The organism is Arthrobacter sp. YD4 (assembly GCF_030410515.1).
Taxonomy (GTDB): Bacteria; Actinomycetota; Actinomycetes; order Actinomycetales; family Micrococcaceae; genus Arthrobacter.
On record NZ_JAUHHD010000002.1, the window covers coordinates 776,829 to 802,346 of the forward strand.

Annotated in this window: 22 protein-coding genes and 1 pseudogene; 9 read left to right on the forward strand and 14 right to left on the reverse strand. The window is 69.9% G+C overall.

Annotation, left to right across the window (positions count from 1 at the left end):
* Nucleotides 1-32 precede the first annotated feature (32 nt).
* Both QWJ39_RS08125 and QWJ39_RS08130 read left to right on the forward strand, forming a co-directional pair.
* Entirely contained in the window at nucleotides 33-491 is a 459-nt protein-coding gene (locus QWJ39_RS08125) for a MarR family transcriptional regulator (RefSeq protein ID WP_290257237.1), read from the forward strand.
* A gap of 76 nt (nucleotides 492-567) precedes the next feature.
* Nucleotides 568-1,794 (forward strand): MFS transporter, encoded by a 1,227-nt coding sequence (locus QWJ39_RS08130; protein WP_290257238.1) that lies wholly within the window; start codon nucleotides 568-570, stop codon nucleotides 1,792-1,794.
* 106 nt (nucleotides 1,795-1,900) lie between these two features.
* Here the strand turns inward: QWJ39_RS08130 and QWJ39_RS08135 are convergent, their stop codons facing one another.
* From QWJ39_RS08135 to rraA, 3 genes are all read right to left on the reverse strand, one after another.
* Nucleotides 1,901-3,340: a sugar porter family MFS transporter gene (locus QWJ39_RS08135; RefSeq protein WP_290257240.1), complete on the reverse strand. Its 1,440-nt coding sequence runs from the start codon at nucleotides 3,338-3,340 to the stop codon at nucleotides 1,901-1,903.
* Nucleotides 3,341-3,528: 188 nt separating this feature from the next.
* Complete coding sequence (locus QWJ39_RS08140) at nucleotides 3,529-5,187, reverse strand: MDR family MFS transporter (protein WP_290257241.1); 1,659 nt, start codon at nucleotides 5,185-5,187, stop codon at nucleotides 3,529-3,531.
* Nucleotides 5,188-5,294: 107 nt separating this feature from the next.
* Nucleotides 5,295-5,771 (reverse strand): ribonuclease E activity regulator RraA, encoded by a 477-nt coding sequence (gene rraA / locus QWJ39_RS08145; RefSeq protein WP_290257242.1) that lies wholly within the window; start codon nucleotides 5,769-5,771, stop codon nucleotides 5,295-5,297.
* 97 nt (nucleotides 5,772-5,868) lie between these two features.
* Between rraA and QWJ39_RS08150 the strand changes: the two genes are divergently transcribed.
* From QWJ39_RS08150 to QWJ39_RS08165, 4 genes are all read left to right on the forward strand, one after another.
* Nucleotides 5,869-7,149 carry an MFS transporter gene (locus QWJ39_RS08150; RefSeq protein WP_290257243.1) on the forward strand — a complete coding sequence of 427 codons (1,281 nt, stop codon included), beginning with the start codon at nucleotides 5,869-5,871 and terminating at the stop codon, nucleotides 7,147-7,149.
* Nucleotides 7,150-7,274: 125 nt separating this feature from the next.
* Nucleotides 7,275-7,871 (forward strand): TetR/AcrR family transcriptional regulator, encoded by a 597-nt coding sequence (locus tag QWJ39_RS08155; RefSeq protein WP_290257244.1) that lies wholly within the window; start codon nucleotides 7,275-7,277, stop codon nucleotides 7,869-7,871.
* Between the two features lie 218 nt (nucleotides 7,872-8,089).
* Nucleotides 8,090-9,304, forward strand: coding sequence for a malic enzyme-like NAD(P)-binding protein (locus QWJ39_RS08160; protein ID WP_290257245.1), 1,215 nt, complete (start codon nucleotides 8,090-8,092; stop codon nucleotides 9,302-9,304).
* 24 nt (nucleotides 9,305-9,328) lie between these two features.
* The gene (locus QWJ39_RS08165; protein WP_290257246.1) at nucleotides 9,329-9,829 is read left to right on the forward strand and encodes a DUF456 domain-containing protein; all 501 of its coding nucleotides are present in this window, start codon (nucleotides 9,329-9,331) and stop codon (nucleotides 9,827-9,829) included.
* A 24-nt stretch (nucleotides 9,830-9,853) separates the two neighbouring features.
* Here QWJ39_RS08165 and QWJ39_RS08170 read toward each other — a convergent pair whose 3' ends face one another.
* The gene (locus tag QWJ39_RS08170) at nucleotides 9,854-10,312 is read right to left on the reverse strand and encodes an Lrp/AsnC family transcriptional regulator (protein ID WP_290257318.1); all 459 of its coding nucleotides are present in this window, start codon (nucleotides 10,310-10,312) and stop codon (nucleotides 9,854-9,856) included.
* A gap of 327 nt (nucleotides 10,313-10,639) precedes the next feature.
* Between QWJ39_RS08170 and gluQRS the strand changes: the two genes are divergently transcribed.
* A complete protein-coding gene (gene gluQRS, locus QWJ39_RS08175) occupies nucleotides 10,640-11,530 on the forward strand; it encodes a tRNA glutamyl-Q(34) synthetase GluQRS (RefSeq protein WP_290257247.1) in 891 nt (296 codons plus the stop codon).
* Between the two features lie 9 nt (nucleotides 11,531-11,539).
* Complete coding sequence (locus tag QWJ39_RS08180; RefSeq protein WP_290257248.1) at nucleotides 11,540-12,085, forward strand: HD domain-containing protein; 546 nt, start codon at nucleotides 11,540-11,542, stop codon at nucleotides 12,083-12,085.
* On the opposite strand, the gene QWJ39_RS08185 is transcribed toward QWJ39_RS08180, so the two are convergent.
* From QWJ39_RS08185 to QWJ39_RS08225, 9 genes and pseudogenes are all read right to left on the reverse strand, one after another.
* Nucleotides 12,082-13,401, reverse strand: a complete 1,320-nt coding sequence (locus QWJ39_RS08185; protein ID WP_290257249.1) for a GNAT family N-acetyltransferase — start codon at nucleotides 13,399-13,401, stop codon at nucleotides 12,082-12,084. The genes QWJ39_RS08180 and QWJ39_RS08185 overlap by 4 nt on opposite strands.
* Nucleotides 13,402-13,467: 66 nt before the next feature.
* A complete protein-coding gene (locus QWJ39_RS08190; protein WP_290257250.1) occupies nucleotides 13,468-15,021 on the reverse strand; it encodes an amino acid permease in 1,554 nt (517 codons plus the stop codon).
* A gap of 28 nt (nucleotides 15,022-15,049) precedes the next feature.
* Nucleotides 15,050-16,462, reverse strand: coding sequence for an aspartate ammonia-lyase (locus QWJ39_RS08195; RefSeq protein WP_290257251.1), 1,413 nt, complete (start codon nucleotides 16,460-16,462; stop codon nucleotides 15,050-15,052).
* A gap of 8 nt (nucleotides 16,463-16,470) precedes the next feature.
* Complete coding sequence (locus tag QWJ39_RS08200; RefSeq protein WP_290257252.1) at nucleotides 16,471-17,514, reverse strand: asparaginase; 1,044 nt, start codon at nucleotides 17,512-17,514, stop codon at nucleotides 16,471-16,473.
* A gap of 48 nt (nucleotides 17,515-17,562) precedes the next feature.
* The gene (locus tag QWJ39_RS08205; RefSeq protein WP_290257253.1) at nucleotides 17,563-18,270 is read right to left on the reverse strand and encodes a FadR/GntR family transcriptional regulator; all 708 of its coding nucleotides are present in this window, start codon (nucleotides 18,268-18,270) and stop codon (nucleotides 17,563-17,565) included.
* A gap of 75 nt (nucleotides 18,271-18,345) precedes the next feature.
* A complete protein-coding gene (locus QWJ39_RS08210; RefSeq protein ID WP_290257254.1) occupies nucleotides 18,346-19,329 on the reverse strand; it encodes an L-lactate dehydrogenase in 984 nt (327 codons plus the stop codon).
* A gap of 6 nt (nucleotides 19,330-19,335) precedes the next feature.
* On the reverse strand, nucleotides 19,336-20,079 hold the full coding sequence (locus QWJ39_RS08215; RefSeq protein ID WP_290257255.1) for an SDR family oxidoreductase: 744 nt from the start codon (nucleotides 20,077-20,079) through the stop codon (nucleotides 19,336-19,338).
* 114 nt (nucleotides 20,080-20,193) lie between these two features.
* Nucleotides 20,194-20,811 (reverse strand): uracil-DNA glycosylase, encoded by a 618-nt coding sequence (locus QWJ39_RS08220; RefSeq protein ID WP_290257256.1) that lies wholly within the window; start codon nucleotides 20,809-20,811, stop codon nucleotides 20,194-20,196.
* A 770-nt stretch (nucleotides 20,812-21,581) separates the two neighbouring features.
* Nucleotides 21,582-22,799, reverse strand: a pseudogene (locus QWJ39_RS08225) (DUF222 domain-containing protein); the annotation flags it as partial.
* 343 nt (nucleotides 22,800-23,142) lie between these two features.
* Here QWJ39_RS08225 and QWJ39_RS08230 point away from each other — a divergent pair.
* Entirely contained in the window at nucleotides 23,143-23,664 is a 522-nt protein-coding gene (locus QWJ39_RS08230) for a hypothetical protein (protein ID WP_290257257.1), read from the forward strand.
* Here QWJ39_RS08230 and QWJ39_RS08235 read toward each other — a convergent pair.
* On the reverse strand, nucleotides 23,648-25,171 hold the full coding sequence (locus QWJ39_RS08235) for an amidohydrolase family protein (RefSeq protein WP_290257259.1): 1,524 nt from the start codon (nucleotides 25,169-25,171) through the stop codon (nucleotides 23,648-23,650). The two genes, QWJ39_RS08230 and QWJ39_RS08235, sit on opposite strands and share 17 nt — an antisense overlap.
* Between the last annotated feature and the right edge of the window lie 347 nt (nucleotides 25,172-25,518).

A 25,518-nucleotide genomic window follows, 5' to 3' on the forward strand; every position in this document is an offset into this window, starting at 1 on the left:
CTTAGGCACCCTAACTGTTAGGCTTCCTAAGTATGAACGATGAGACCCCCGGCGAGGACCTGCTCGCCCTGGCCCAGGACTTCCGCGAGGCGTTGCGGCACAGCATCTACCTGGTGCGCCGCCTCGACGCCGACGGCGAGCTGAGCGCCGCCCAGATCAGCACGCTCAAGATGCTGCTGGAGGCGGAGTCCGACGGCGGCGTCCGGGTGGGCGAGATCGCCCGCAATCAGGGCGTCAAGGTTCCCAGCGCCACGGAGCAGATCATCAAGCTCGAGCGCGCGGGCCTGGTCCTGCGGGAGGCGGACCCCGCCGATTCCCGGGCCGTCCGCGTCCGGCTCACCGCCGCGGGACACACCGCCGTCGAATCCGCGAACGCCCGCCGCAACGCCGTCATGGCGCAGATCCTCGGCGGCCTCCCGGAGGAAGACCGGCGGGCCCTGGCCGCCGCCATGCCGGTGATCGGCCGGATCAACGAATCCGTCCAGACCTGACCCGCGGCCACCGCGCCGGCCCCGCCCGGCGCCACACAGACCACCCCGTACATCCACGACCCTAGGAGCGCCCTCCATGGACGGCCAGCTCACGGCCCCAGCGCCGGAAGCATCATCAACCCTCGAAGCCGAAAAGGCCTCGTTCCTCAAGCAGCCGAAGGCGGTGTGGGCCACGGCCCTCGCGGCCGTCTTCGCCTTCATGGGCATCGGCCTGGTGGATCCCATCCTCCCGGCCATCGCCAAGAACCTGGAGGCCACCCCCAGCCAGGTTTCGCTGCTGTTCACCAGCTACTTCATGGTCACGGCCATCGCCATGCTCATCACGGGCTTCGTCTCCTCCCGGATCGGCGGCAAGCGCACGCTGCTGACCGGCCTGGCGATCATCGTGGTCTTCGCGTCCCTCTCCGGCTTCTCCGGATCCGTCGGTGAGCTCGTGGGCTTCCGTGCCGGCTGGGGTCTGGGCAACGCCCTCTTCGTGGCCACCGCCCTCGCCGTGATCGTCGGCGTGGCCAGCGGCGGCGCCGGCATTGCGATCATCCTCTATGAGGCCGCCCTCGGCCTGGGCATCTCGCTCGGCCCGTTGCTTGGCGCCCTGCTGGGCGGCTGGCAGTGGCGCGCCCCGTTCTTCGGCACCGCCGTGCTGATGGCCGCCGCCTTCATCGCCCTGATTGCCCTGCTGCCCAAGACGCCGCTGCCCGAACGCAAGGTCCGGCTCCGCGACCCGCTGCTGGCCCTGGGCCACAAGGGCCTGCGCACCACCGCCGCAAGCGGCCTGTTCTACAACTACGGCTTCTTCACCATCCTTGCCTTCACCCCGTTCATCCTCGGGATGGACGCCTACGGCATCGGCGCGGTCTTCTTCGGCTGGGGCGTCGCCGTCGCCGTGTTCTCCGTCTTCGTGGCGCCCGCCCTGCAGCGCCGCTTCGGCGCCGTCCGGGTCCTCTCCGGCACCCTGGCCCTGCTGCTGCTGGACCTGGTGGGCCTGGGCCTGTCCGCGGGCCACTCCGTGCCCGCCGTCGTCACCCTCGTGGTGGTCTCCGGCGCCCTGCTGGGCGTGAACAACACGATCTACACCGAACTGGCCATGGGCGTCTCCGACTCCCCGCGTCCGGTGGCCTCCGCCGGCTACAACTTCGTGCGCTGGATGGGCGGCGCGCTGGCGCCGTTCGCCGCCGCCCAGCTGGGCGAGCACTTCGGCCCGCAGGTGCCGTTCTTCGCGGCCGCCGTCGCCATGGCCGTGGCCATCGCGGTGGTCCTCGGCGGACGACGGTTCCTCAGCTCGCACGAGCCGCACCTGGTCTAGCCGTCCGGTAGCAACAAAAGGTCAGGCCCATGTTTCCGCGGAAACATGGGCCTGACCTTTGTGCTTTTGCCGGCTGAACCGCCGACTGGGCTGCCCGCTGGGCTGCTTACTTCTTGGCGGAACCCTTCGGGACGAACAGCGTCTCGGCGTGCTCCAGGGCCATGCCGTTGGTCTCCGGGACCTTGAACATCACGAAGAAGAACGACGCCGCCGCGAACAGGGCGTACATGGCGTAGGTCAGCGGCAGCGATGCGGCGGCCATGACGGGGAAGCTCAGCGTGATGGCGAAGTTGGCGATCCACTGGGCGGCCGCGGCCAGGCCGAGCGCGCGGGCGCGGATGCGGGACGGGAAGATCTCGCCCAGCAGCACCCACACCAGCGGACCCCAGGAGGCGCCGAAGCTGATGACGAAGACGTTGGCGGCCACCAGCGCCGCAGGGCCCCAGCCGCCGGGGAGCGTGATGTTCTCACCCGAGCCGGTCGCGGAGCCGAAGGCCACGGCCATGGTGGCCAGCGAGGCGGCCATGCCGATCGAACCGGCCAGCATGATGGGGCGGCGGCCCACCCGGTCCACCAGGGCGATCGCCACGAGGGTGACCAGGATGTTGGTGATGGCCGTGGCTACCGAGATGGTCAGCGAGTCCTTTTCCTGGAACCCGACGGCCTTCCACAGGGTGGTGGAGTAGTAGAAGATCACGTTGATGCCGACGAACTGCTGCAGCACGGAGAGGATGATGCCGATCCAGACCACCGGCTGCAGGCCCAGGGCCTTGCCGCGCAGCGAACCCTTCTTGCCGGCGATCTTGTCCTCTTCGATGGCGTCCTTGATGTCGCGCAGGTGACGGTCCGTTTCCTCGTTCGGGGCAATTGACTTGAAGACCTTGCGGGCCTCCTCGTCCTTGCCCTTGACCACCAGGAACCGCGGGGATTCCGGCAGGGTGAACGCGATCCAGCCGTAGATCACGGCGGGGACGGCGCCTGCAATGAACATCCAGCGCCAGGCCTCGATGCCGAACCAAAGGTTCTGGTCGGCGCCGCCGGCGGTGTTGGCGAACAGGGCGTCAGAGAGCAGGGCCGCGAAGATACCGGTGGTGATGGCGAGCTGCTGCAGCGAGGCCAGCCGGCCTCGGACGTGCCGCGGGGAGATCTCGGAGATGTAGGCGGGGGCGATCACCGAGGCGAGGCCGATGCCCAGGCCGCCGATCAGGCGCCAGAAGATCAGGTCCCAGACGCCGAAGGCGAAACCGGTGCCGAAGGCGCTGACCAGGAACAGCAGGGCGCCCAGTTTCATCGCCGGGATGCGGCCATAGCGGTCCGCGACCTTCCCGGCGAGGTAGGCGCCGGCCGCGCAGCCCAGCAGGGCGACGGCGACGGCGAAGCCGGTCACGGCCTCGCTGAGGGCGAACTGTTCCTTGATGGCATCGACGGCGCCGTTGACGACGGAGGAGTCGAAGCCGAAGAGGAAGCCGCCGACGGCGCCCGCCACGGCTAGCCAGATGACCCGCTTCGGAATCTTCGCGGCGGTCTGGTCCTGGGTGGTGGTCATATGGCTCCCTCGGCAAATCGTGGTCAGCGGCTTGCGCCGCAACTATCCAGTTTTACACCGGTCCCCGCATGGTGCACGTCACGGGGACCGCGAAAGTGAGCCGAAACATAGCGGAACCGGGCGGTTAGGCGCCTCCGGCGGGGACGGCCGAAGCCGCTCCCGCCGGAGGGTGTCACCCTGCGCCCGGGTCAGTGCGCCGCGGCAGCGGCGCCTTCCCGGGCGGCGGCCTTCGGGTCGGTGAGCTTCTTGTTCGGCAGCGCGAAGGTGATCAGGAACGCGATGCCGGTGAGGATGGCCGCGGTGAGCATGACGGCGTCGATCGATTGGGCGAAGCCCTCGGTGATCGGGCGGGTCAACTCGGGGTTGGCGGTGTGCAGCCAGCTCGTGTCGTTCAGCGAATCGTTGCTGGCGCCGTCCTTGAAGAAGGCGTACAGCTTGGCGTTCGCCGGATCAGTCGCCACCGCCGGGTCCTTGAGCACCTTCAGGTAGTCGGCGTTCTGGACGGCGGCCTTCATGCCGTTGCCCACCTTGTCCGCCGCGAGGCTGAACAGCATGGAGATGAACACGGCCGTGCCGACGGCGCCGCCCATGGAGCGGAAGAACGCGGCCGAGGAGGTGCCCACGCCCATGTCCTTGGGCGGGACTGAGACCTGCATGGCCAGGGTCAGCGGCTGCATGCAGAAGCCCAGGCCCAGGCCGAAGAACACGGCGATCGCGCCGGGGACCCACAGCGGGGTGTCCACACCCAGGGACAGGCCCATGACGACGGCGGCGCCGGTCAGGACCGCGGTGCCCAGGATCGGGAAGATCCGGTAGGTGCCCGAGGCGGAGATGGTCCGGCCCGCGGTGATGGAGCCGGTAAGGATGCCCACCGTGAAGGTGATCATCATCAGGCCGGCCTCGGTGGGGGTGAGTCCCTTGACCAGCTGGAGGTACATGGGCAGCATCGCGATGGCGCCGAACATGCCGATGCCGATGATGAAGTTCAGCAGCGAGGACAGCCCGAACGTGGTGTTGCGGAAGAGGCGAAGCGGGATCAGGGCGTAGTCACCGGCGCGCTTTTCGGCCAGCAAGAACGCGGCGATGCCGACGACGCCGAGCCCGTAGCAGAGGAAGGCCCCCGTGGAGGCCCAGCCCCAGGTGCGGCCCTGTTCGGCGACCAGCAGCAGCGGCACGATCGCCAGGGTGATGGCGGCGGCGCCCCAGTAGTCGATCTTCTGCTTGAGGTGTTTAGCGGGCAGGTGCAGATAGAGGAAGACGACGGCGAGGGCGGCCAGGCCGATCGGGATGTTGATGAAGAAGACCCAGCGCCAGCCGTCGAAGCCGAGGATGTTCGCGGAACCGGCGAACGCGCCGCCGATGACCGGGCCCAGCACGGAGGAGACGCCGAAGACGGACATGAAGTAGCCCTGGAACTTGGCGCGGTCCTTGAGGGCGACGATGTCGCCGATGATGGTCAGCGCCAGGGCCAGCAGGCCGCCGGCGCCCATGCCCTGGATGCCGCGGGCAATCGCCAGCTCGGTCATGGAGTGGACGGACCCGGCGTAGAGGGACCCGGCCAGGAAGATGAGGATGGCTGCGAGGTACAGGGGTCGGCGGCCGAAGATGTCGCTGAGCTTGCCGTAGAGGGGGGTGCTCACCGTGGAGGTAATCAGGTAGGCCGTCGTCGCCCAGGCCTGCAGCGAGAGGCCGTCGAGGTCGTTGGCGATCGTGTAGATGGACGTCGAGACGATCGTCTGGTCCAGCGACGAGAGGAACATGCCGAGCATGAGGCCCACCATGACGGTGATGGTCTGACGGTGCGTCAGGACCTCGCCGGGCAGGCGGGCGGAGGTGGTGGTGGACATGACTGCTCCAAGGGGAAAGATTCAGGATTTAAGCACAAAGGTTGCTTTCAGTAACTATCTTAGTGCCAGCTTTGTTCCTGATTTTCCGGCCAATTTTCCTGGCGGTCTCAACGCTCCAGCAGGATGCCGTCCGGGTCGCACCAGATCCACTGCCCGGGCCGGATGCTGACGCCGTCAATCACCAGCTCCACGTCCTGTTCACCGGCGCCGTTCTTGGCGCTCTTGCGCGGGTTGCTGCCCAGGGCCTTGACGCCCAGCGGGAGCCCGGCGATGGCCACGCGGTCCCGGATGGCGCCGTTGATGACGACGCCGGCCCAGCCGTTCTCCACGGCGCTCGCGGCGATCATGTCCCCCATCAGGGCGGTGCGCAGCGAGCCCCCGCCGTCGACCACCAGGACCGCGCCGTTGCCCGGGGTCGCCAGCACGCTCTTGACCAGGCCGTTGTCCTCGAGGCAGCGGATGGTCCGGACCGGGCCGGCGAAGTGGCTCCGCCCGCCCAGCGACTGGAACTGCAGGGCCACGGAGTCCAACTCCTCCCCGCGCTCGTCGTACAGGTCGGCGGTGTTGACGGGCGTCTGGGTCATGGCGTCTCCTCTGGCGGCGGGTGTGGCTCTTGCAGCCCACGATAGTCTGGCCCCAGCCTGGTCCACCGCGCCAGACATCCGTTCCGGGGGGAACCGCATGAGCCTGTCCGATCTGCCGGCCGCCGGGAGCGCCTCGGCCGCCACCGCCGAACCGGTCCGGCCCGTCCGGCCGGTGTGGACCACCGGCGTCGTCCTGGTCAACGTGGGCATCAACGCCGCCTTCTTCGGCCCGCTCCAGGTCCTCCTCGGCCAGCAGGCAGCGGTGTTCGACGAGGGGCAGAAGGAAGCCATCCTGGCCCTGGTCACCGGGGCGGGTGCGGCGGTGTCCTTGGTGGCGAACCCGCTGAGCGGGGCCCTGAGCGACCGCACCGCGGCGCGGCGGGGCCGGCGGGTCCCGTGGGTGGTCTTCGGCGCGGTGCTTGGCGCCGCCGCCCTGGTGGCGCTCGCCGGGGCGCCGAACGTGGCCGTCATGGCGCTGCTGTGGTGCCTGGTCCAAGCCGGCTGCAACGCCGCCTACGCCGCCATCACCGCGGCGATCCCGGACCGGGTCCCCGTCGCCCAGCGCGGCACCGTTGGGGGCCTCGCCGCTATGGGCCAGACCCTCGGCATCCTGCTGGGAGCCGTGATCGCCGCCGTCGTCGCCGGGCACTTTGGCCTGGGCTATGTCCTCTGCGCGGCCGTCCTGCTCGCCGGCGTCGTGCTGTATTACCGGCGCAACGACGACGTCGCCCTCCCGCCGGGGGAGCGGCCGCCGCTCGCGCTGGCGGCCTTCCTCCGCAGCTTCTGGGTCTCCCCGGCCCGGTACCCCGACTTCGCCTGGGCCTGGCTGACCCGGCTGCTGGTGAACATCGGCAACCACATGATCACCCTCTACCTCCTGTTCTTCCTCACGGACGCGGTCCGGCTCCGCGAAACCCAGGGCATCGAGGCCGAATTCGGCGTGCTCATCCTGACCGGCCTGTACGCGGTGATGGTGATCATCACCAGCGTGATCGGCGGCCGGCTCAGCGACCGGATGGGGCGGCGCAAACCCCTGGTCATCATCTCCTCCGCCGTAATCGCCGCGGCCGCCCTGGTCCTGGCCTTCGACCCCACCTGGCCCGGGGCCCTGGTGGGCGCGTCGGTGCTCGGCATCGGCTTCGGCGCCTACCTCGCCGTCGACTTCGCGCTGATCACCCAGGTGCTGCCGACGGCGTTGAGCCGCGGCAAGGATCTGGGCGTCATCAACATCGCCAACTCGCTCCCGCAGGTGTTCGCGCCGCTGATCGCCTACCCGTTCGTCGCCCTCTGGGGCGGGTACGTCTCGCTCTACGTGGCGGCCGCCGTGATCGGGCTGCTGGGTGCGGTGCTCGTCGTGAAAATCAAGGGCGTGGACTGAGCCGCAGGCTCCCCCTGTGACTGGCCGGGCGCCCAGCCCGGTGCCGTATAGTGGACGGGATTCCCGCGGCACCCCGGCGGAGCACGCCTCCGCAGTGCCGAGAAAACGACCCCGGAACCTTGCCGATGCCTGAGTCTCTTTCCGATCTTCCCCCGATGGCGCCGCCGCCCACGCTGCCCCGGCAACGGCAGCGCTATGCCCGCATCCTCGACGTCGCCGCCGGCTTCGCCCGCACCGGCCTCGACGCCGTCGTGCTCTCCGAAGTGGCCGCCAAGGCCGACGTGCCGCTGGGTACCCTCTACCGGTACTTCCCCTCCTCCACCCAGCTGATGCTGGCCCTCTACCGCAAGCAGCTGGGCGAGCTGCACGTGGGGGACCGGCCCGCGGGGACCCGCGCGCCGGTGCACGTTCTGGTGGGCGTCGTGATGGAGATCTTCCACATGCGCCTGATGCAGCCGGCGGTGGAACAGTGCCTGAACCGGGTGGTGTACGCCAAGGACACGGACACCACCCGCCTGCTGCGCGACATCGACGCGACGGCGGAGAAGGCCGTCACCGCCGTCAGCGGCGACCCCGTGGTGTCCCGGGTCCTGCTGCTGACCGTGTCCGGGCTGGTCCAGTCCGTGCGGTGCCGCAGGCTCTCGCTCTTCGAGGCCGAGGAAGACCTGAAGCGGGCCTGCTCCCTCTTCGAGCGCGGATCCCAGGCGGCCAAGCCGGTCTAGACCGGTTACTCCTTTGTGTCCGGCCGACTCCGGCCCGGCCCCCGATTCTGGCTACCATGGCAACACCGGAGCGGCGCCATGCCAGCACTTTCCGGAATCTCCACCGCAGGCCCGCCACCCCGGGGCCGCCGCCGGAGTTCCCCACGACCACCCTGGGCGCGTCCGCGCCCAGGCAGCCAAGTGCCGTATGCCCACGGTCAGCCCCAGGAGACAACGACGTGTCCATTGAAACCATCCTGCCCACTTCCGCCGACGACGCAGCCGGGGCAGCAGCCGCCCCGATCGACGACCAGGAAATCTTCGCCTCCCACCAGGGCGGAAAACTCTCCATTGCCAGCACCGTCCCGCTGGAGAGCAAGCGCGACCTTTCCATCGCCTACACCCCGGGCGTCGCCCAGGTCAGCCGGGCGATCGCCGCGGAACCGGAACTCGCCAAGACCCTCACCTGGGCCGAACGCCTCGTGGTGGTGGTCAGCGACGGCACCGCCGTCCTCGGACTCGGCGACATCGGCCCCAGCGCCTCCCTCCCGGTGATGGAGGGCAAGTCGGCCCTGTTCAAGGCCTTCGGCGACCTCGACTCCATCCCGCTGGTGCTCAACACCACAGATGTCGACGAGATCGTGGATACCCTGGTCCGCCTGCGGCCCAGCTTCGGCGCCGTCAACCTCGAAGACGTCTCGGCTCCGCGCTGCTTCGAGCTCGAGGAGAAGCTGATCGAGGCCCTCGACTGCCCCGTCATGCACGATGACCAGCACGGCACCGCCGTCGTGGTCCTCGCCGCCCTCACCGGTGCCGCGAAGGTCGCCGGCCGCGACCTGGAGGGCCTGCGCGTGGTGGTCTCCGGCGCCGGCGCCGCCGGAATCGCCGTCGCCGAGATCCTGCTGACCGCCGGGATCGACGACGTCGTCCTGCTGGATTCCCGCGGCGTGATCAACCGGGAGCGGGCGGACATCGCCGCGGATCCGGCCAGCAAAAAGGCCCGGCTCGCGGCCCGCAGCAACCCCCGCGGCGTCAGCGGCGGCCCGGGCGAGGCGCTGGAGGCGGCAGACGTCTTCATCGGCGTCTCCTCGTCCCGGCTGGACGAGGCGCACCTGGGCCGGATGAACGACGGAGCGATTGTCTTCGCCCTCTCCAACCCGGACCCGGAGGTGCTGCCCGAGGTCGCCGCGAAGTACGCGGCCGTCGTCGCCACCGGCCGCAGCGACTTCCCGAACCAGATCAACAACGTCCTGGCCTTCCCCGGCATCTTCCGCGGCGCGCTCGACGCCGGTGCGCGCCGGATCACCCCGGCCATGAAGCTGGCCGCCGCGCGGGCCATCGCCGCGCTGGCCGAGGAGGACCTCTCGGCCGACTACATCGTGCCCAGTCCGCTGGACCCGCGCGTCGCCCCGGCGGTGGCCGCCGCCGTCGCCGCCGCGGTCTCCGAGGGGTAGGAGGGCCGGCCCTAGACTGGGCAGGTGTTCGCCGAAACGCTCGTCACCGTCCTGTGCGGCCTGGCCATCCTGACCGGGGTGGCGGGCATCGTCATCCCGGTCCTGCCGGGCAGCATCCTGATTGCCCTCAGCCTGCTCGCCTGGGCCCTCTGGGGCGGGGCGGGCACCACGGGCTGGGTGGTCCTGGCCGTCGGCGGGGTGTTCGTGCTGGCCGGCATGGCCGCCGGCGCGGTGCTTACGGGCCGGAAGCTCAAGCAGCACAGCATCCCCGGCCGCTCGGTGGTTACCGGGCTGGTGTTCGGCGTCGTGGGCATGTTCCTGATCCCCGTGGTGGGACTCTTCGTCGGGTTCGCCGCGGGCCTGCTGTTGAGCGAACTGCACCGCACCCGCGCCTGGCGAACCGCCGCGGCGTCCAGCAGGGCGGCCCTGAAGGCCACGGGCCTGGGCATGCTGGCCGAGTTCGGCCTCGCGTGCCTGGCCGCCAGCACCTGGGTGATCGGCGTCTGGACGGCCGCGGTCGCCTAGCGGCCCGGCGGTAGGTCCGGGGTCCTAGTCGGCGAGCAGTCCGGTGGTCCGGTAGGGGATGACCTCGCGCAGGAACATGCTGGTGGAGGTCCGGACGATGCCGGGGCAGAGCCGGATCTCCTCGGAGACCCGGTAGAGGTCGTCCGGGCTGGTGGCGACCACCCGGATCAGCAGGTCGGTGTCCCCGGCGGGGGCGTGGCATTCGAGGACCTCGGGGATGTTCCGCAGCGCGGCGATCGCCTCGTTCAGGTGGCTCTGGTCCAGTTCGGCGCTCACCGCCGCCGCCACGCCGCGGCCCAGGGCGGCGGGGAGGACCCGGCTGCTGTTGGCGCGCAGGGCGCCCGAGGCGGTCATCCGCTCCAGCCGCGACTGCACGGTCCCGCGGGCCAGGCCCAGATTCTGCGCCAGCAGCATGATTGGCATCCGGGGTTCCTCGTCGAGGGCCAGGAGGATCCGCCGGTCCGTTCCGTCGAGCTGCTGCAATCTGACCACTCCCTGCTAGATGTTTGGGTCCGCCTTGGTCAGTCTGATCAATGCCAACGGCGTCCGTTGCATCAACTGTAGGGCTTCTGCTCAAATGGTGGCAACAAAGGAACGCCGGCCACCGCCGGCACCCAATGGCTGCAGATCTCCCGGCACACCTCCCGGACTCTGGATCCGGCTCCCGCAAGGAGCCTGCCGCTGATTGACTCTTGTTCACACCCTGGTCATTCCGCACACCCTGGCAAGAGCCCCTGAGCCCCCGACGTCGGTTCCCCGAAGTCATCGGTGGCTGAGGGGCTCTTGTGCTGTCCGGCATAGGCTTGACCCATGGATCCCGCCGGCCGCTTCGCCCCCAGCCCCTCGGGAGAGCTGCACGCCGGCAACCTCCGCACCGCCCTCCTCGCCTGGCTCTTCGCCCGCTCCTCCGGCCGCCGGTTCCTGCTGCGCGTGGAGGACCTGGACCGGGCGCGCTCCGGCGCCGAGGACGCGCAGTTGCGCGACCTGGCCGCGATCGGCCTGACCTGGGACGGCCCCGTCGTCCGCCAGACCGACCGGGAGCCGCTCTACGCCGCCGCGATCGACCGGCTGACCGCTGCGGGCCTGACCTACGAGTGTTTCTGCACCCGGCGCGAAATCCAGGAGGCGCCGTCGGCCCCGCACGCGCCGCAGGGCGCCTACCCGGGGACCTGCCGGAACCTGGATGAGGCCGAACGTGAGGCCAGGCGCGCACTCCGGCCCGCCGCGATCCGGCTGAGGGCCGCCGTCACCGAGGGCACCATCCGGGACCGGTTGCTGGGGAGTTTCACCGGCGTCGTGGACGACTTCGTGCTCCGCCGCGCCGACGGGGTCACCGCCTACAACCTCGCCGTCGTGGTGGACGACGGCGAACAGGGCATCGACCAGGTGGTCCGGGGAGATGACCTGCTGCCCTCTACCCCGCGCCAGGCTTACCTTGCAGGTCTGCTGAATATTCCCGTGCCGGAATATGCGCATGTGGCGCTGGTGCTGAACGCCGACGGCGCCCGGCTGGCCAAGCGCGACGGCGCCGTCACCTTGTCGGACCTCGCCGCCGCCGGCGTGACCGCGGACCGGGTCCGGGACCTGCTCCTGGCCTCGCTCGGGCTGCCGCCCGGCCCGCTCGGGAATGCCCTGGCGGCCTTCGACCCGGCCTCGCTGCCGCGGGAGCCCTGGGTATGGACCGGGATGACGGACGCGTAGGCTGAACCCATGCCCGAAACAGAGCCTTCCGCCCCGCGCTTCACCGTCGAGACGGCCAGGGTCCTCGCCGAAGTGGCCCACAACCGGCAAAAGGACAAACTGAAACGGCCCTACCGCGAGCATGTGCTGGCGGTCGGCGACGCGCTGGCCGACTTCGACGAGGACATCCAGATCGCCGGCTACCTGCATGACATCGCGGAGGACACCCCGATCACCCGGCAGGCGCTGCTGGAGATGGGCGTCTCCGAGCGGGCCGTGGACATCATCGAGCGGGTCACGAAGCGGCTGCAGGACAACCCGGACGACTACCAGTCAGGCATCCGCGCGATCGCGGAACACCACGACGCCACGCTGGTCAAGATCGCGGACAACGCCCACAACTCGCTGCCGGAACGGGTGCAGGCCCTGGCCGAGAAGTGGCCGGACAAGCCGCCGGTGACCCGGTACGCCGAGGCGCGTCCCGTCCTCTACGCCGCCGTTCCCGTTGAGGAGACCCGCAAGATCCTGGCGCGGATCAATCCCTGGCTGCTGGCGGAACTCGAAGGGGACGCCTAGACCCGGCCCAGCAGGTCGATATCCTCCAGGAACTCCTGCTGCACCTCGGCGCTGACGGTGGTCCGGGTGTCCGCGATCGCGTCGAGATAGTCCTGGGTGGCCGGCCCCCGCCGCACCGCGCTTCCCGCCGGGGCGCCGGAACCGGGCGCTCCGCCGTCGCCCTCCCCGTACACCGCGTTCTCCAGGGCACGCTGCGAGGCGCTCCGGGCGGCGTATTCGATGTCCGCGGGGGAGAAGCCCTCCGTGCGCTCCACCAGCAGCTCGATGTCGACGTCGTCCACCACCGCTGCGGGAATGAAGCGCTGCCACATCGCCTCGCGGGCCTGCCGGTCCGGGAGGCCGATGGGGATGACGTAGTCGAACCGGCCGTGGCGCAGGAACGCCGAATCCAGGGCGCGGATGAAGTTGGTGGCACAGACCAGCAGGCGGCCCGGCTGCTCGCGGAAGGCCGGGATGATCTTCAGCAGCTCGTTGGTCACGCCCTGCAGCGGCGACGGCGGATCCCCCGCGCGCTGGGAGGCGATTTCCTCCACCTCGTCGATGAAGACCACGGCGTGTTCCAGCTCCGCGATCTCCAGGAACGTCTCCCGCAGCGCCCCGGCCAGGCCCAGCGGGTCCGCGGCCAGCCGGGACGGGAAGACCTCCACGAAGGGCCACTCCAGCCGGGACGCGATCGCCTTGGCGAAGGTGGTCTTGCCGGTGCCGGGCGGGCCGAAGAGGACGACGGCCCGCGGCGGGACCACCCCGAACTCGTCGGCCAGCTCGGCCTCCGCCAGCGGCAGCACCAGCCGCCGCTCCAGGAGTTCCTTCTCGTTGCGCATCCCGGCGACGTTCTCCCAGAGGTCCCGCGCCAGGATCCGGCCGCCCAGCTGGCTCAGCGGCTCCAGCTCCTGGCGCTGGACCGGGATCCGGCGCTCGAAGTACCGGAGGTTCTTCTTCAGCACGAACCCGCGGCCCAGGAACGCCTCCACCCGGGTCTCGGACTCCGGCATGAGCGCGGAGAGCTTGTTCAGCCCGTGCGGGGCCATCCGGTTTTCCACCGCGGCCAGCAGCGAGGTGCCGATGCCGCGGCCGCGGTACTCGGGCAGGGTGGCCAGGAAGACGATCCAGCCCTGGTCGTGGGCGGCGCGGCCGACGGCGGCGCCCACCACCTGCTCGCCCTGCACCGCCACCACCGCGTGATCCTTCTCGCAGGAGGCGAGGACCTCGGAGAGGGCGTAGACCGGCTCGACGTTCGAGGCCTTCAGGGTCTCCCACAGGTGCAGGATCCCGTCCAGGTCCGCGGAGTGGAAGTCCCGGATGCGCCAGCTGGTCATGTGTCTCTCCCGGTGGATCGTCGTTGAGCCCGAAGGAATGCCTGGTCCGAGCTTAGGCGATCCGGCCTAGACGCTCCCGCCGCCGGCGCCCGGACCCGGCCGGTTCGCCACCACCGGGGCGGGGCCGGTGAAGCCGTCACGCACCGCGGCGATCTCCAGGATGCGGTGCTTGCAGAGGCGCCAGCCGAGCATCAGGAGCGGGATGATGACCGCCAGCGACGCGATGGTCCACGTTCCGACGGGTGAGTCGAAGGCCATCAGGACCAGCACCGCCAGCAGGAAAGCCAGCGTGATCCAGCCGGTGACCGGTGCGCCCGGCATCCGGAAGGAGGGCCGGAGCAGTTCTCCGCGGGCGGCGAGCCGGGCAAGCTGCATCTGGCACAGCACGATCATGGCCCACGTGCTGATGATGCCCAGCGACGCGACGTTCAGGACGATTTCGAAGGCCTCGGCCGGGACCACGGCGTTCAGGATGACGCCCAGGACGGCCACGCCGGCGGTCAGGGCGATGCCGCCGTACGGCACGCCCGCCTTGTTCATCCGGGCGGCGAACTTCGGCGCGGAGCCGGACACGGACATGGACCGCATGATCCGGCCGGTCGAGTAGAGGCCGGCATTGAGGGAGGAGAGCGCGGCGGTGAGGACGACCAGGTTCATGATGGCGTCCACGCCGTCGACGCCGATGGAGCCGAAGAAGGTCACGAAGGGGCTCTCGCCGGCCTTGTAGGCGTTGAAGGGCAGCAGCAGGGAGAGCAGGATCAGCGAGCCGACGTAGAACACCGCGATCCGCACGATCACCGTGTTGATGGCCCGGGGCATGATCTTCTCCGGGTTCTCGGTCTCGCCGGCGGCGGTGCCGATCAGCTCGATGGAGGCATAGGCGAACACGACGCCCTGCATCACCACGACGGCGGGCAGCAGCCCATTCGGGAAGAATCCGCCGTTGTCCGCGATCAGGGTGAAGCCCACCTCGTGGCCGGGGACCGGGGTGCCGAAGATGACGAAGTAGATCCCGACCAGCAGGAAGGAGACCAGGGCCACCACCTTGATCAGTGCGAACCAGAACTCCATCTCACCGAAGACCTTGACGCTGATCAGGTTCAGGCCCAGGACCAGGATCAGAGCCGCCAGGGCCCAGGTCCACTGCGGCACGTCGGCGATCGGCGCCCAGTACTTCTTGAAGAAGTTCATGTAGAGCGCGACGGCGGTGATGTCCACGATGGCGGTCATCGCCCAGTTCAGCCAGTACAGCCAGCCGGTGACGAAGGCGGCCTTCTCGCCGAAGAATTCGCGGGCGTAGGAGACGAAGGATCCCGAGGAGGGCCGGTGCATGACCAGTTCGCCGAGGGCGCGCAGGATCATGAAGGCGAAGAAGCCGCAGACGGCGTAGCTGATGATCAGGGCGGGTCCGGCCGCGGCGAGTCGGCCGCCGGCGCCCATGAACAGGCCGGTGCCGATCGCGCCGCCGATCGCGATCATCTGGACCTGACGGGGTTTGAGGCTCTTGTGGTAGCCCTGGTCCTCGGCATGCAGGGCCGCCTCGGTGGCGTGGGCGTGCAGCGGGATGGTGTGGTCCGTGACCGTGGGCTGGGGGGAGCGTGCTGTTCCGGGAGATGACATGGGGGTCCTTATGGGGATTCGGGGGACGCTATTTGCTCAGGTTGGCCAGGCGCTGCGGGCTGAGGAGGTCGGCGAGCTGCTCGGCGGTGAGCAGTCCGTGTTCGAGGACCAGTTCCGCGACTCCCTTGCCGGTGGCGAGGGCTTCCTGGGCGATGGCCGTGGCGGTCGCATACCCCAGGTGCGGGTTCAGTGCGGTGACCAGGCCGATTGACTGCTCCACGGTGAGGCGGAGCCGTTCGGTGTTGGCGGTGATGCCCCGGACGCAGCGTGCCGTGAGGGTGCGGCAGGCGGCTTCCAGGTGGGAGATGCTCTTGTGGAGGCTGTGGACGATGATCGGTTCGAAGGCGTTCAGCTGCAGCTGGCCGGCCTCGGCGGCCATGGTGATGGTGACGTCGTTGCCGATCACCTCGTAGGCGACCTGGCTGACCACCTCGGGGATGACCGGGTTGATCTTGCCGGGCATGATCGAGGAGCCGGACTGCACGGCGGGGAGATTGATCTCGCCCAGGCCTGCGCGGGGGCCGGAGGAGAGCAGGCGGAGGTCGTTGCAGATCTTGGACAGCTTCACGGCCACCCGCTTGAGCACGCCGGAGAGGTGCACGAACGCGCCCACGTCCTGGGTGGCCTCGATCAGGTCGACGGCGGTGACCAGCGGCAGGCCGGTGATCCGGGCGAGGTGCCGGCAGGCGGCCTCGGCGTAGCCGGCCGGGGCGTTCAGCCCGGTGCCGATGGCGGTGGCGCCGAGGTTGATCTCGTGGATCAGCAGGTCCGCCTCGGCCAGCCGGAGCCGGTCCTCGCCGATGGTGACGGCGTAGGTGCCGAACTCCTGGCCCAGGGTCATCGGGACGGCGTCCTGAAGCTGGGTGCGGCCCATCTTGACGACCGTGCGGAACTCCATGGCCTTCGCGGCGAACGCGTCCTCGAGTTCGGTGAGGGCCTCAAGCAGTTCCCGGGCGGCGAAGATGGTGCCGAGCTTCACCGCGGTGGGGTACACGTCATTGGTGGACTGGCTGAGGTTGACGTGGTCGTTGGGGTGAAGCTGCCCGTAGTCGCCCTTAGGGTAGCCCAGGATTTCCAGCGCCCGGTTGGCGATCACCTCGTTGGCGTTCATGTTCGACGACGTTCCGGCGCCGCCCTGGATGACGTCGACGACGAACTGCTCGCTGAGCTTGCCGCTCATGACGTCGGTGCAGGCCTCCTCGATGGCGTCCGCGCGGCGGGCGTCCAGCAGGCCCAGCTCGTGGTTGGCGCGGGCGGCGGCCAGTTTCACGGCGGCGAGTCCCCGGACCAGGTACATGTTCGAGGACAGCGGCTGGCCCGTGATGGGAAAGTTCTCGACGGCGCGCAGGGTGTGGACGCCCCAGTAGGCGTCGGCGGGGACGTCCCGGTCGCCCAGGAGGTCGTGTTCCGAGCGGAAGTCTGCGGTGGCAGGGGTGGTCATGGCGTTCCTTAGCGTGCGTCGGTGCTGGGGGTGATGGAGGAGAGGAAGTCGGTGGCCTGGAGCAGCCCCACGGGGTGGCCGCCGCCGAGGACGGGTGCCGTGGCGAGGCCGGACAGGGTCTCCGCGTCGAGGCCCAGGGCCGTCAGGATCCCGACGGTGACGGGCATCCGGGCGCGGTCGCCGCCGTCGGAGATCTTCACGGCGACGCCGCGGCCGTCCGGCAGGCCAACGAGCTGGACGCCCTCGAAGCCGTCCTTGGCCACCAGCCCGGGAACCAGGCGCATCAGGGCGGTGACGTCCCGGTCCCGGCCCGCCACCATCTCCGGGTGGAGGCGCATCGCGTCGGCCACGGCGGCCTCGGCTGTGTCGCTTTCAGCGGTTCCGGTCCCGGCAGCGATCCGGCCGAAAGCGCGGGCCATGCCGCCGAGAGTCAGGGCGAACAGCGGGGTGCCACAGCCGTCGGTGGAGGTGCGTTCCGGTTCCTCGCCGGTCAGTTCCACCACGGTCCGGGCTACCTGCTGCTGTAGCGGGTGGCCCGGGTCCAGGTAGCCGGCCACCGGCCAGCCGTTGATGACGCAGGTGGCGGCCATCGCGGCGTGCTTGCCGGAGCAGTTCTGGGCCAGCTGGGTGGTGGTGCCGCCGGCGCGGAGCCATTCCTCGCGCTCGCGGACGCCGTAGGGCAGGTCGGTGCTGTTTTCCAGCGCGTCCGGGCCGAGTCCGTGCAGTTCCAGGATGCGCAGGGCGCCGTCGCGGTGCTCGGGGCCGCCGGAGTGGCTGGCCGCGGCGAGGGCCAGGAGGTCGGCCGGGAGTTCGAGGCCGGCGCGGACCATGGCCACCGCCTGGAGCGGCTTCAGGGCCGAGCGGGGGTAGAACGGGGCCTGCGGGTCGCCGGCGGAGAGCACCAGGGAACCGTCGGCCGCGGTGGCCGCCGCCGAGCCGTAGTGGATGCTTTCCACCAGCCCGTCGCGGGTCTGGGCCGCCAGGGCGGCGTGCTGCGGCAGGCCGGCCGGGTCCAGGCGGTCCGGGGCGAGGGCGGGGGAAGGCAAAGTCATGGTGTCCTTTGGATCGGGTGGGCGTGGGTGGTGCCCGGTGGTGGCCGCTTAGGCGGCGCTGGTGGGGTGCAGGATGGAGGCGAGGGCCTCGCCGACGGCGTGCAGGTGCTGGCTCATGGCCAACCGGGCGGTCGCGGCGTCGCCGGCCTCGATGGCGGCGAGGATTTTCCGGTGTTCATCGTTGGAGGCGTGCTGGCGGTCGGCCACCATGTTCAGGGTTTCCGACTGGGAGGCAAGGGCCTCGCGGATCTCCGCGACGACGTTCTCGAAGACCTTGTTCCGGCTGGCCTTGGCGATCAGGGCGTGGAAGTTCGAGTCCAGCCCCACCCATACCTCGGGATCGTCCTCGCCGGCCATCTCGGCGACGATGTCCCGCATGGTTTCCAGCTCTTCGGCGGAGCGCCGTTCCGCGGCCAGGCCGGCGGCGGGGACCTCGATGTGGGGCCGGGCCTCGGTCAGGTCCAGGGCCGAGTACTGGCCGAGGACCAGGTCCGTGGCCACGCGGTCCGCGACCACGAAGGTGCCGCGCCCGGTGCGGGTCACGGTCAGGCCCAGGGCGGTGCAGGAGCGCAGGGCCTCCCGGACCACGGAACGGCTGACGCCGTACTGCTGGGCGAGGGTGGCCTCGGAGCTGAGTTTCGCGCCGACGGGGAGTTTCCTGGATTCGATATCCGAGCGGAGGACGTTGAAGACGGCTTCGGCGGCACTGAGGCGGGCGAGAGGCTGTCCAGCTGTCCGGCTGTCTGACAGGTTCACGCTTCAAATATGGCAGGGGTCACATCGGGCTGTCAATATGCGGGGCCGTATGACGGTGATCTGCGGCGGGATTCCCTAGATCCCCAGGGAGGCCAGGCTTTGCCGGAGGGTTTCGGCGCTGTGGTGCAGCGAGGCGATCTCGCCGTCGTCCATGGGCGTTTCCAACACCGTCCGCACGCCGCCGCGGCCCACGACGCTGGGCAGGGAGAGGGCGACGCCGGTGATGCCGTGCTGGCCGTCCAGCACCGTGGAGACGGGCAGGACCGCGTTCTCGGAGCGGAGCAGGGCCTCGACGATCCGGGCGCCGGAAAGCCCGATCGCGTAGTTCGTGGCGCCCTTCCCGGCGATCACCTTGTAGGCCGCTTGGGTCACCTCGCGTGCGGTGTCGGCGAGGGAAGCGTCGGTGAAGACGCGGGCGCCGTCGACCGTCCACTCCCGGATGGGAACCGGCCCGATTGTGGCGCCGGACCAGACCGGGAACTCGGTGTCCCCGTGTTCGCCCACCATGCTGGCGTGGACGCTGCTGACGGAGACGCCCGCCCGGTGCGCCAGCAGCCACCGCAGCCGGGAGGTGTCCAGCACGGTGCCGGAGGAGAAAATGCGCGACGACGGCAGGCCCGTGATCTTCCGGGCCGCGACCGTGAGCACGTCGCAGGGATTGGTCACCAGGACGTAGACGGCGTCCGGGGCGTGGTCAATGAGCCGGGGCATGAGCCGCTCGAGGATCCGGACGTTGGTTTCGGCGAGGTCCAGCCGGGTCTGGCCCGGCGACTGCTTCGCCCCGGCGGTGATGACCACGACGTCGGCGCCGGCCACCGCGGCGATGTCCCCGCCGCCGTCGACCGTGACGGCCGCGGCCGAAAACTGGGTGCCGTGGGCCAGGTCCAGGACCTCCGCCTCGGCCTTCGCGGCGTTGACGTCGTAAAGCGCGACGTGGCTGGCCGAGCCCCGGATCAGGGCGGCATAGGCCAGCGAGGTGCCGACGCTGCCGGCGCCGACGACGGCGAGTTTGGTGCCGGAGCGCGCTGTGCCGGAGATTGCTGCCGGGGGCGTTGCCATGGGCGGTCAGCCTGCCGGGGTGACGACGGTGCCGGCGGTCTCGCCGCCGTCGATGACGAACTCGGCGCCGGTGACGTAGGAGGACTCGTCGCCGGCCAAATAGACGGCCAGGTCCGCCACCTCCACGGGCTCGCCGATCCGGTGCAGGGCGACGTGCCCGGTGTCGAAGGTCATGCCGTCGGTCATGGGGGTCCGGACGACGCCCGGATGGATCGAGTTGACCCGGGTGCCGTCGCGGCCGAGGTCCAGGGCCGCGGCCTTGGTCAGGCCGCGGACGCCGAACTTGGCGGCGGTGTAGCCGGGAAGGTTCTCGTAGCCGCGGATGCCCGCTATCGAGGAGACGTTGATGATCGAGGAGCGGCCGGAGCGGGCGAGGGCGGGGGCGGCGGCCTTGACGCCGTTGAAGACGCCGGTGAGGTTGACGTCGATGATGCGGGCCCACTGCTCGTGCGGGTATTCGTCGATGCGGCCGAAGTTCACGATGCCGGCATTGTTGACCAGGATGCTGAGGCCGCCGAAAGCGGTGACGGCCTGATTTACGGCGGCGTCCCAGTCTTCGGGGCGGGTCACGTCGAGGTGGATGTACCGAAGGCGCTCGCCGAGTTCGGCTGCCAGCGCGGCGCCGTCGTCGTCAAGGACATCCCCGACGACGGCGCTGGCGCCCTCCTCGAGGAAGCGCCGGGCCATGGCCGCGCCGATGCCGCGGGCGCCACCGCTGATCAGGGCCACCTTGCCGTCCAACCGTCCCATCGCGCACCCGCCCTTCCGGCGCCGTCCGGCCGCCACTGTGGACCGGCCGCGCGGCCGGCCCTCCCAGCATGCCCGCCGGGGGCGGGACGGGGGAGGGCCGTTGTGCCCGGGGGATTAGAGGTGCTGGATGCCCGCCCGCTGCATCGCGTCCTTGTAGACCGCGACGTTCTTGGCGAGCAGTTCCTCTTGCTTGGCCGGTGAGACGGCGAAGGCGCGGCCGCCGAGGGCGGTGGCCTTGTAGATCTTGATGCCGCGGTTCTTCAGCGAGGAGTGGTACGTCTTCTCGAAGAGGGTGAGGAAGGAGTGGGCGTCGGCGCCGTGGGCAATGACGGCGGAGGCGCGCTTGTTGATCTTCATGAACTGGCGGAACGGGCGGAGGCCGTCGGTCTTTTCCTGGACGTTGAGCGCCGTGGGAAGGCCGGGGTCGCGGACCCAGGGGTAGGCGTTCCAGGGCATGACGTAGCGGGGGTCGAGTTCCACGGCCTCGTAGATGGACGTGGCGCGCTGGGCGGCCTCATCGTCGTTGAAGTGGGAGAGGAAGCCCGATTCGCAGCCCTTGCCGGGCGAGATATGGAGGCTGACGATCCGGCATTCGTCCTCGTCATGGACGGGATCGATATAGGGGACCACCGAGCCCGGCTTCTTCTCCCTGAGCTCGTCACAGAGCTGGGTGACGGCGGCGATGTTTGGTTCCTGCAGCAGGGTCTTCTTCTCGTCCCAGTCAATCGTCACGATTTCTCCCTCAGCACTTGGCGTCCAGAATCAGGCGTCTCTGTCCACTCTACGCCGCTAGGCTGGGAGTCATTTCACGGGGCCGGGCAAGAGTCCACGGACCCCTTGGCCCCGGGTTCGACGGCGGCGTACGCTTTAAGTGCCTGCAGGTAACCATCTGATTTTCACGGGCCGTTCAGGGCATTTCGATTCCCGGGCCAGCTCATAGCGAGATCGCGAAGGTACCTGCAGGTTCTGCGTTTAAGGGGTGCTTTCCCCGGGCCGGGGTACCTCACGCGGCTGCCGGTTGCCGGTGTCCGGTCAGGCACCGCGCGCTCGACTCCGCCGGGCACCCGCACCAGGTTCCGCCGCCCACCCGACTTTGGCCGAGCCCGCGAGGCAGCCTGCGCCAGGCTCGTTGCAGCTCAAGCCGGCACCTTTTTCTTCCGCCCGAGCCGTCGTGTCCTCATTCGGTGACGCTCCGCCCTCACCTCCGGTGCTGCCGGAGACCGCAATCCGTAGGCATAGTCCGGTTCTATCTCCGTTGCTTGTTCCGATTGGTCCCACGTTCCACTCCTCGTTGCGCTGCCGGGAAGACGAGGCGCAACTGCGGTGTAGGTGTGACCTGTGGGGGTGGTGAGTTCGAGGGTGTGGCGCGTAACCGGAGGGGGAGTGTCGTCGAGCTTGCCTCTCTGGTTCGCTCCGCGTCCGGCGGCTGGTAGAGCTCTGGTTAATGTCGCGGTCCGGTTCCTTGGTCCAGCTCGGGTGACCGATTCTGTCCTATCGCTGGGCCGGGCGGTCCAGCCGGGGGTTTCTTTGGTGTGGTTGCAGGCTTCGCAGAGTCCGGCGCCGTTGGCCGCTGTGGTTTCTCCGCCGCGGTGCCAGGGGACGATGTGGTCCAAGTGCCGGATGGGTGCGTCGCAGTACGGGGTGCGGCAGGTGTTGTCGCGGGTTTCGATGAACCGGCGCAGTCCGGCGGGGAAGAGCCGGGCCCGGGAGTCCATGCCGAGCAGTTCCCCGGTGGTGGGAGCGGTGTAGAGCCGCCGGATCCAGACGGACAAGTCCTCGGCCCCAGTTGCGCCGCCAGACGATTTCCCGGAGAGATTTTCTGGTCGAGACTTTCCGCCTACTCCGGCGATCTTCCCTCCCGACGCCAGGAGCTTCCTAGCCCACCCGGCCGGGACGATCCCCTAGCCGGCGAGCCGGGCCGGTTCGTTGTCTCCGGCCAGGAGGGTCCGGTCGGTCATAACGAGTTGGACTTCGATGCCGGTGATCCCGCCAGAGGTCCCGGTGACCCGTTCGACCAAAGCATCCGCCATCAGCTGGCCTCGGGAGCGGGTGTCTCCGGTGGCGCGGGCGGTGTCAGCGTGGCGGGTCAAGGCCGCGTAGGTGGCGACTCCGGCGGCGACGGGGAGCAGGGCGGTGAGGTAGCACATGGTGTCGGGCGCCGGGCGGAGACTGACCGTCCGTTCGGTTTCGGCGTGGGCTGCGCGTTGGGTGACGGAGCGTGGGTCGTGCCGGTAGGCGGCGGCTTTGGCGGCGGAGATGATGGTCCGGTCTCCGGCGCCGTCGTAGGTGCCGGTGTCGGCGGCGAGTTCCTCATCCACCGCGGCCCGGTCGGTGGCGTCCAGGCCGGCGGTTTCACGGACCAGCAGCGTGGCACGCCACTCGTTCAGGCGCCCGGATTCGAGGGCGGCCAGGGTGCGCGGCATCTCGGTCACCAGCGCCCGGGCCAGGCCCAGTAACCGTGAGCCTTTGACCGGGGATTCCCGCCGCGCCAACGCGATCTCCGACCCGACGCCGGCGCCGAGCTGGTCCGCGGGCAAGCCCAGGGCGGCTTGTTCCCGTCGCCGGACCAGGTCCAGTGCCACGGCCAACCTGGCCTGCCGGGCCGCGATCGCCGATTTCCGGTCCTCCAGCGCACGGAGCTCATCGATGATCGCCGCCGCGTCTCCAACCGGGATCGCCGCTGCGACTGAATCCTCGAAAAGCTTCCGACTGCCTTCCATGAACTAATTCAATCGGAGGGGTCTGACATTTAAGGCAGAACGCGGAGAGATCCCTAGCGGCGAAGGGAACTACGCGAATGGCGTCGGTGGAGCACTTCCGGTCCGAGGCGCAGGACGGGCGCGCGTATCGCCGTCGTCCGTTCAGGCGCCCGCTGGCCGCGGGGCCCGAAGACCAACCGCCCCAGCGCCTCTCGTCATCTGCACGGAATGGGGGTCCCGGCCGGTGCTCCGGGAGAGCATGCACGGCCCGTGCCCGCCGTCAGTCTCAACCCCGACTGCACCCCAGTCAACCCCCACCGTCCATACTGGAACTTGCCGTATCCAAGCCATCCCCGAGGAATCCATGCCCCTGAACAGAGCGTCATTGAAGCGTGACGGCTTCACCGGATTTCGGCCCCCGGGCGAGCTTGAGATCAACCGCATCCCGCAGAAGCCCGGTATCTTCGCCGTCCTGCTACCCGCGGGCGGCCAGGAGCTAGCCGAGCCGCAGTTCCTCGCCAAGAGCACCGCTGGAGTCTTCAAGAAAAAGAACCCCGGCCTCCCGCAGGAAACACTGAAGGCCGAGTGGGTGGAAGGCGCCGACATCCTCTATCTGGGCAAGGCCGGCCCCGGCAGCAAGGGTAACCGCGGGCTCCGGCGGCAGATCCAGGAATTCGTCGACTTCGGCCGGGGCAGGCCGCCGGGGCACTGGGACGGCCGCCTCATCTGGCAGTTGGCCGCCGCGGACCGGCTCATCATCGCCTGGCGCGAACTCCCGGTCGACGAGTTATCCCCGGCCCTGGCGTCCTACCAGGCGGCCTTCGTCGAAGAGTTTGGCCGGCTGCCGTTCGCAAACCTGGTCCAGGCACCTAGCCGCCGAAGCTGAACCGGCCCGCCACCAGCGTCGCGGCCACCGGCATCGCGGCGAATGCGGCGTCGTCCACGGTGAGCGGATCGCCCTCCAGGACGACGACGTCGGCCGGGTCGCCGGCGCGGATGCGGCAACGCCCGCGGGCGGAGGCCGCCAGTGCCTCCCGCCGCGTCAACGCCTGCTCCGGATGCCACGGCTCCCGCCCGTCGCCACGCGCCCGGGTGGTCGCGGCGGACATCGCCGTCCACGGCTCCAGCGGGGCCACCGGCGCGTCCGAGCCGAGCGCCAGGGTGGCCCCGGCGTCGAGCAGGGACCGCAGCGGGAAGGCCCGGTCCGTCCGCCCCGCCCAGTTGGCATCGGCGGCGTCGCGGTCATCCAGCGCGTGCGCCGGCTGGACACTGGCGGTCAGCCCCAGCTCGCCGAAGCGCGCAAAGTCCTGCCGCCGGACGAACTGGGCGTGTTCGATGCGTCCCTTCACGCCCGCGGCGGCGAAGGCGTTCAGCGCGACCTCGTTGGCGCCATCGCCGATCGCATGGACCGCTGGCACAAACCCGGTGTCGCGGGCCCGCCCCAGCAACCCCAGCAGCTCGGACTCGCTCACCGTCAGCAACCCGCGGCCGCCGTGCGGATAGGGGTCCACGCAGTACGCCGTGCGGGTGTTAAGCGATCCGTCGATCAGCACCTTTAGCGGCCCGACGCTGAGCAGGCCGGCGCCGCCCGGAACCTGCTGGCCGGTGCGCATCCGCTCCGCCACGGCCCGGTCCAGGTCCTGCGGGTACACGCCCGCCTCCACCCGGAACGAGTCGAACCCGTCGGCGATCCGGCGCAGCCAGGGATCCCGATTCCACACCATCTCGAGGTCCACGATCCCCACGATGCCCCGTGCCGCGGCCGCCGCACCCGCGGAGCGGACCAATGCGTCGACGTCGGAATCCGGTAGGCGGCCCAGCTCGCGGGTCAGCGCGAACGCCGGCTCCTCCCGCAGCAGTCCGTCTGGGCCCGGGTTCACCCCGTAGCGCACAGCCGCGGCGGAATTCAGCCAGACGCAGTGCAGGTCGTGGCTGATCAGCGCCACGGGGACACAGCCGGTCGTCCCGTCCAGCAGCTCCAAGCTGGGGGCGTCGGCCCAGACGGCGTCCCGGAAGCCGACGCCGACCAGCGTCCGGCCGCCGGAGGATGCGCCGCCGTCGCGCACGCCGCCACCGCGCACGCCGCCAACGTGAGCCCCGACGACGGCGGCGGCCTCCCGCGCCGACGCGGCCCCAGAGAGGTCCACCCGCCCCAGCGTCAGCGCCCACTGGTTCATGTGCACGTGCTCGTCCCAAAGCCCGGGAATCACGAAGCGGCCGTCGAACTCCACCCGCCGTGTCCCGGGCGGAACCGTTGCGTGGGACCCCGCGGGGGCGATGGCCGCGACCCGCCCGCCGCTCAGGAGGATGTCACACGGCGTCATATCGTCCGGCTGGTGGACGCCGGTGAGAAGAAGGTCCGGCGCACCGCCGTCGGGGGCTGTTTTACGCATAGCAGCAAGGCTAAAGGGGTCCCCGGACGGCGGCAATCCACGTAGCAACAGCCACACAGCGCACACCCGTATCAGCACCCGCCGGCGGCGGCAGTCCAAGGGACCTTTGTCCCCTTGCCCGGGCAGAACGGCACCCTCACTCTGGGTATGAGGCGAATCCAGCACGGCAATTTTGGGGAATTGGGGAAGCGCCTGCGAGGAAATTTCGGTCTCGCTATGACCCTGGGGTAAGGAAATGGCAGTTGCACTTTCCAGCTTGGGCAGGAAAGGCAGGAGATCCGCCATGGTGAATGACCGGCAGCAGGAGGCACGGCAGCGGGGACCGGCGACGCCGGGCTTCGCGGGGA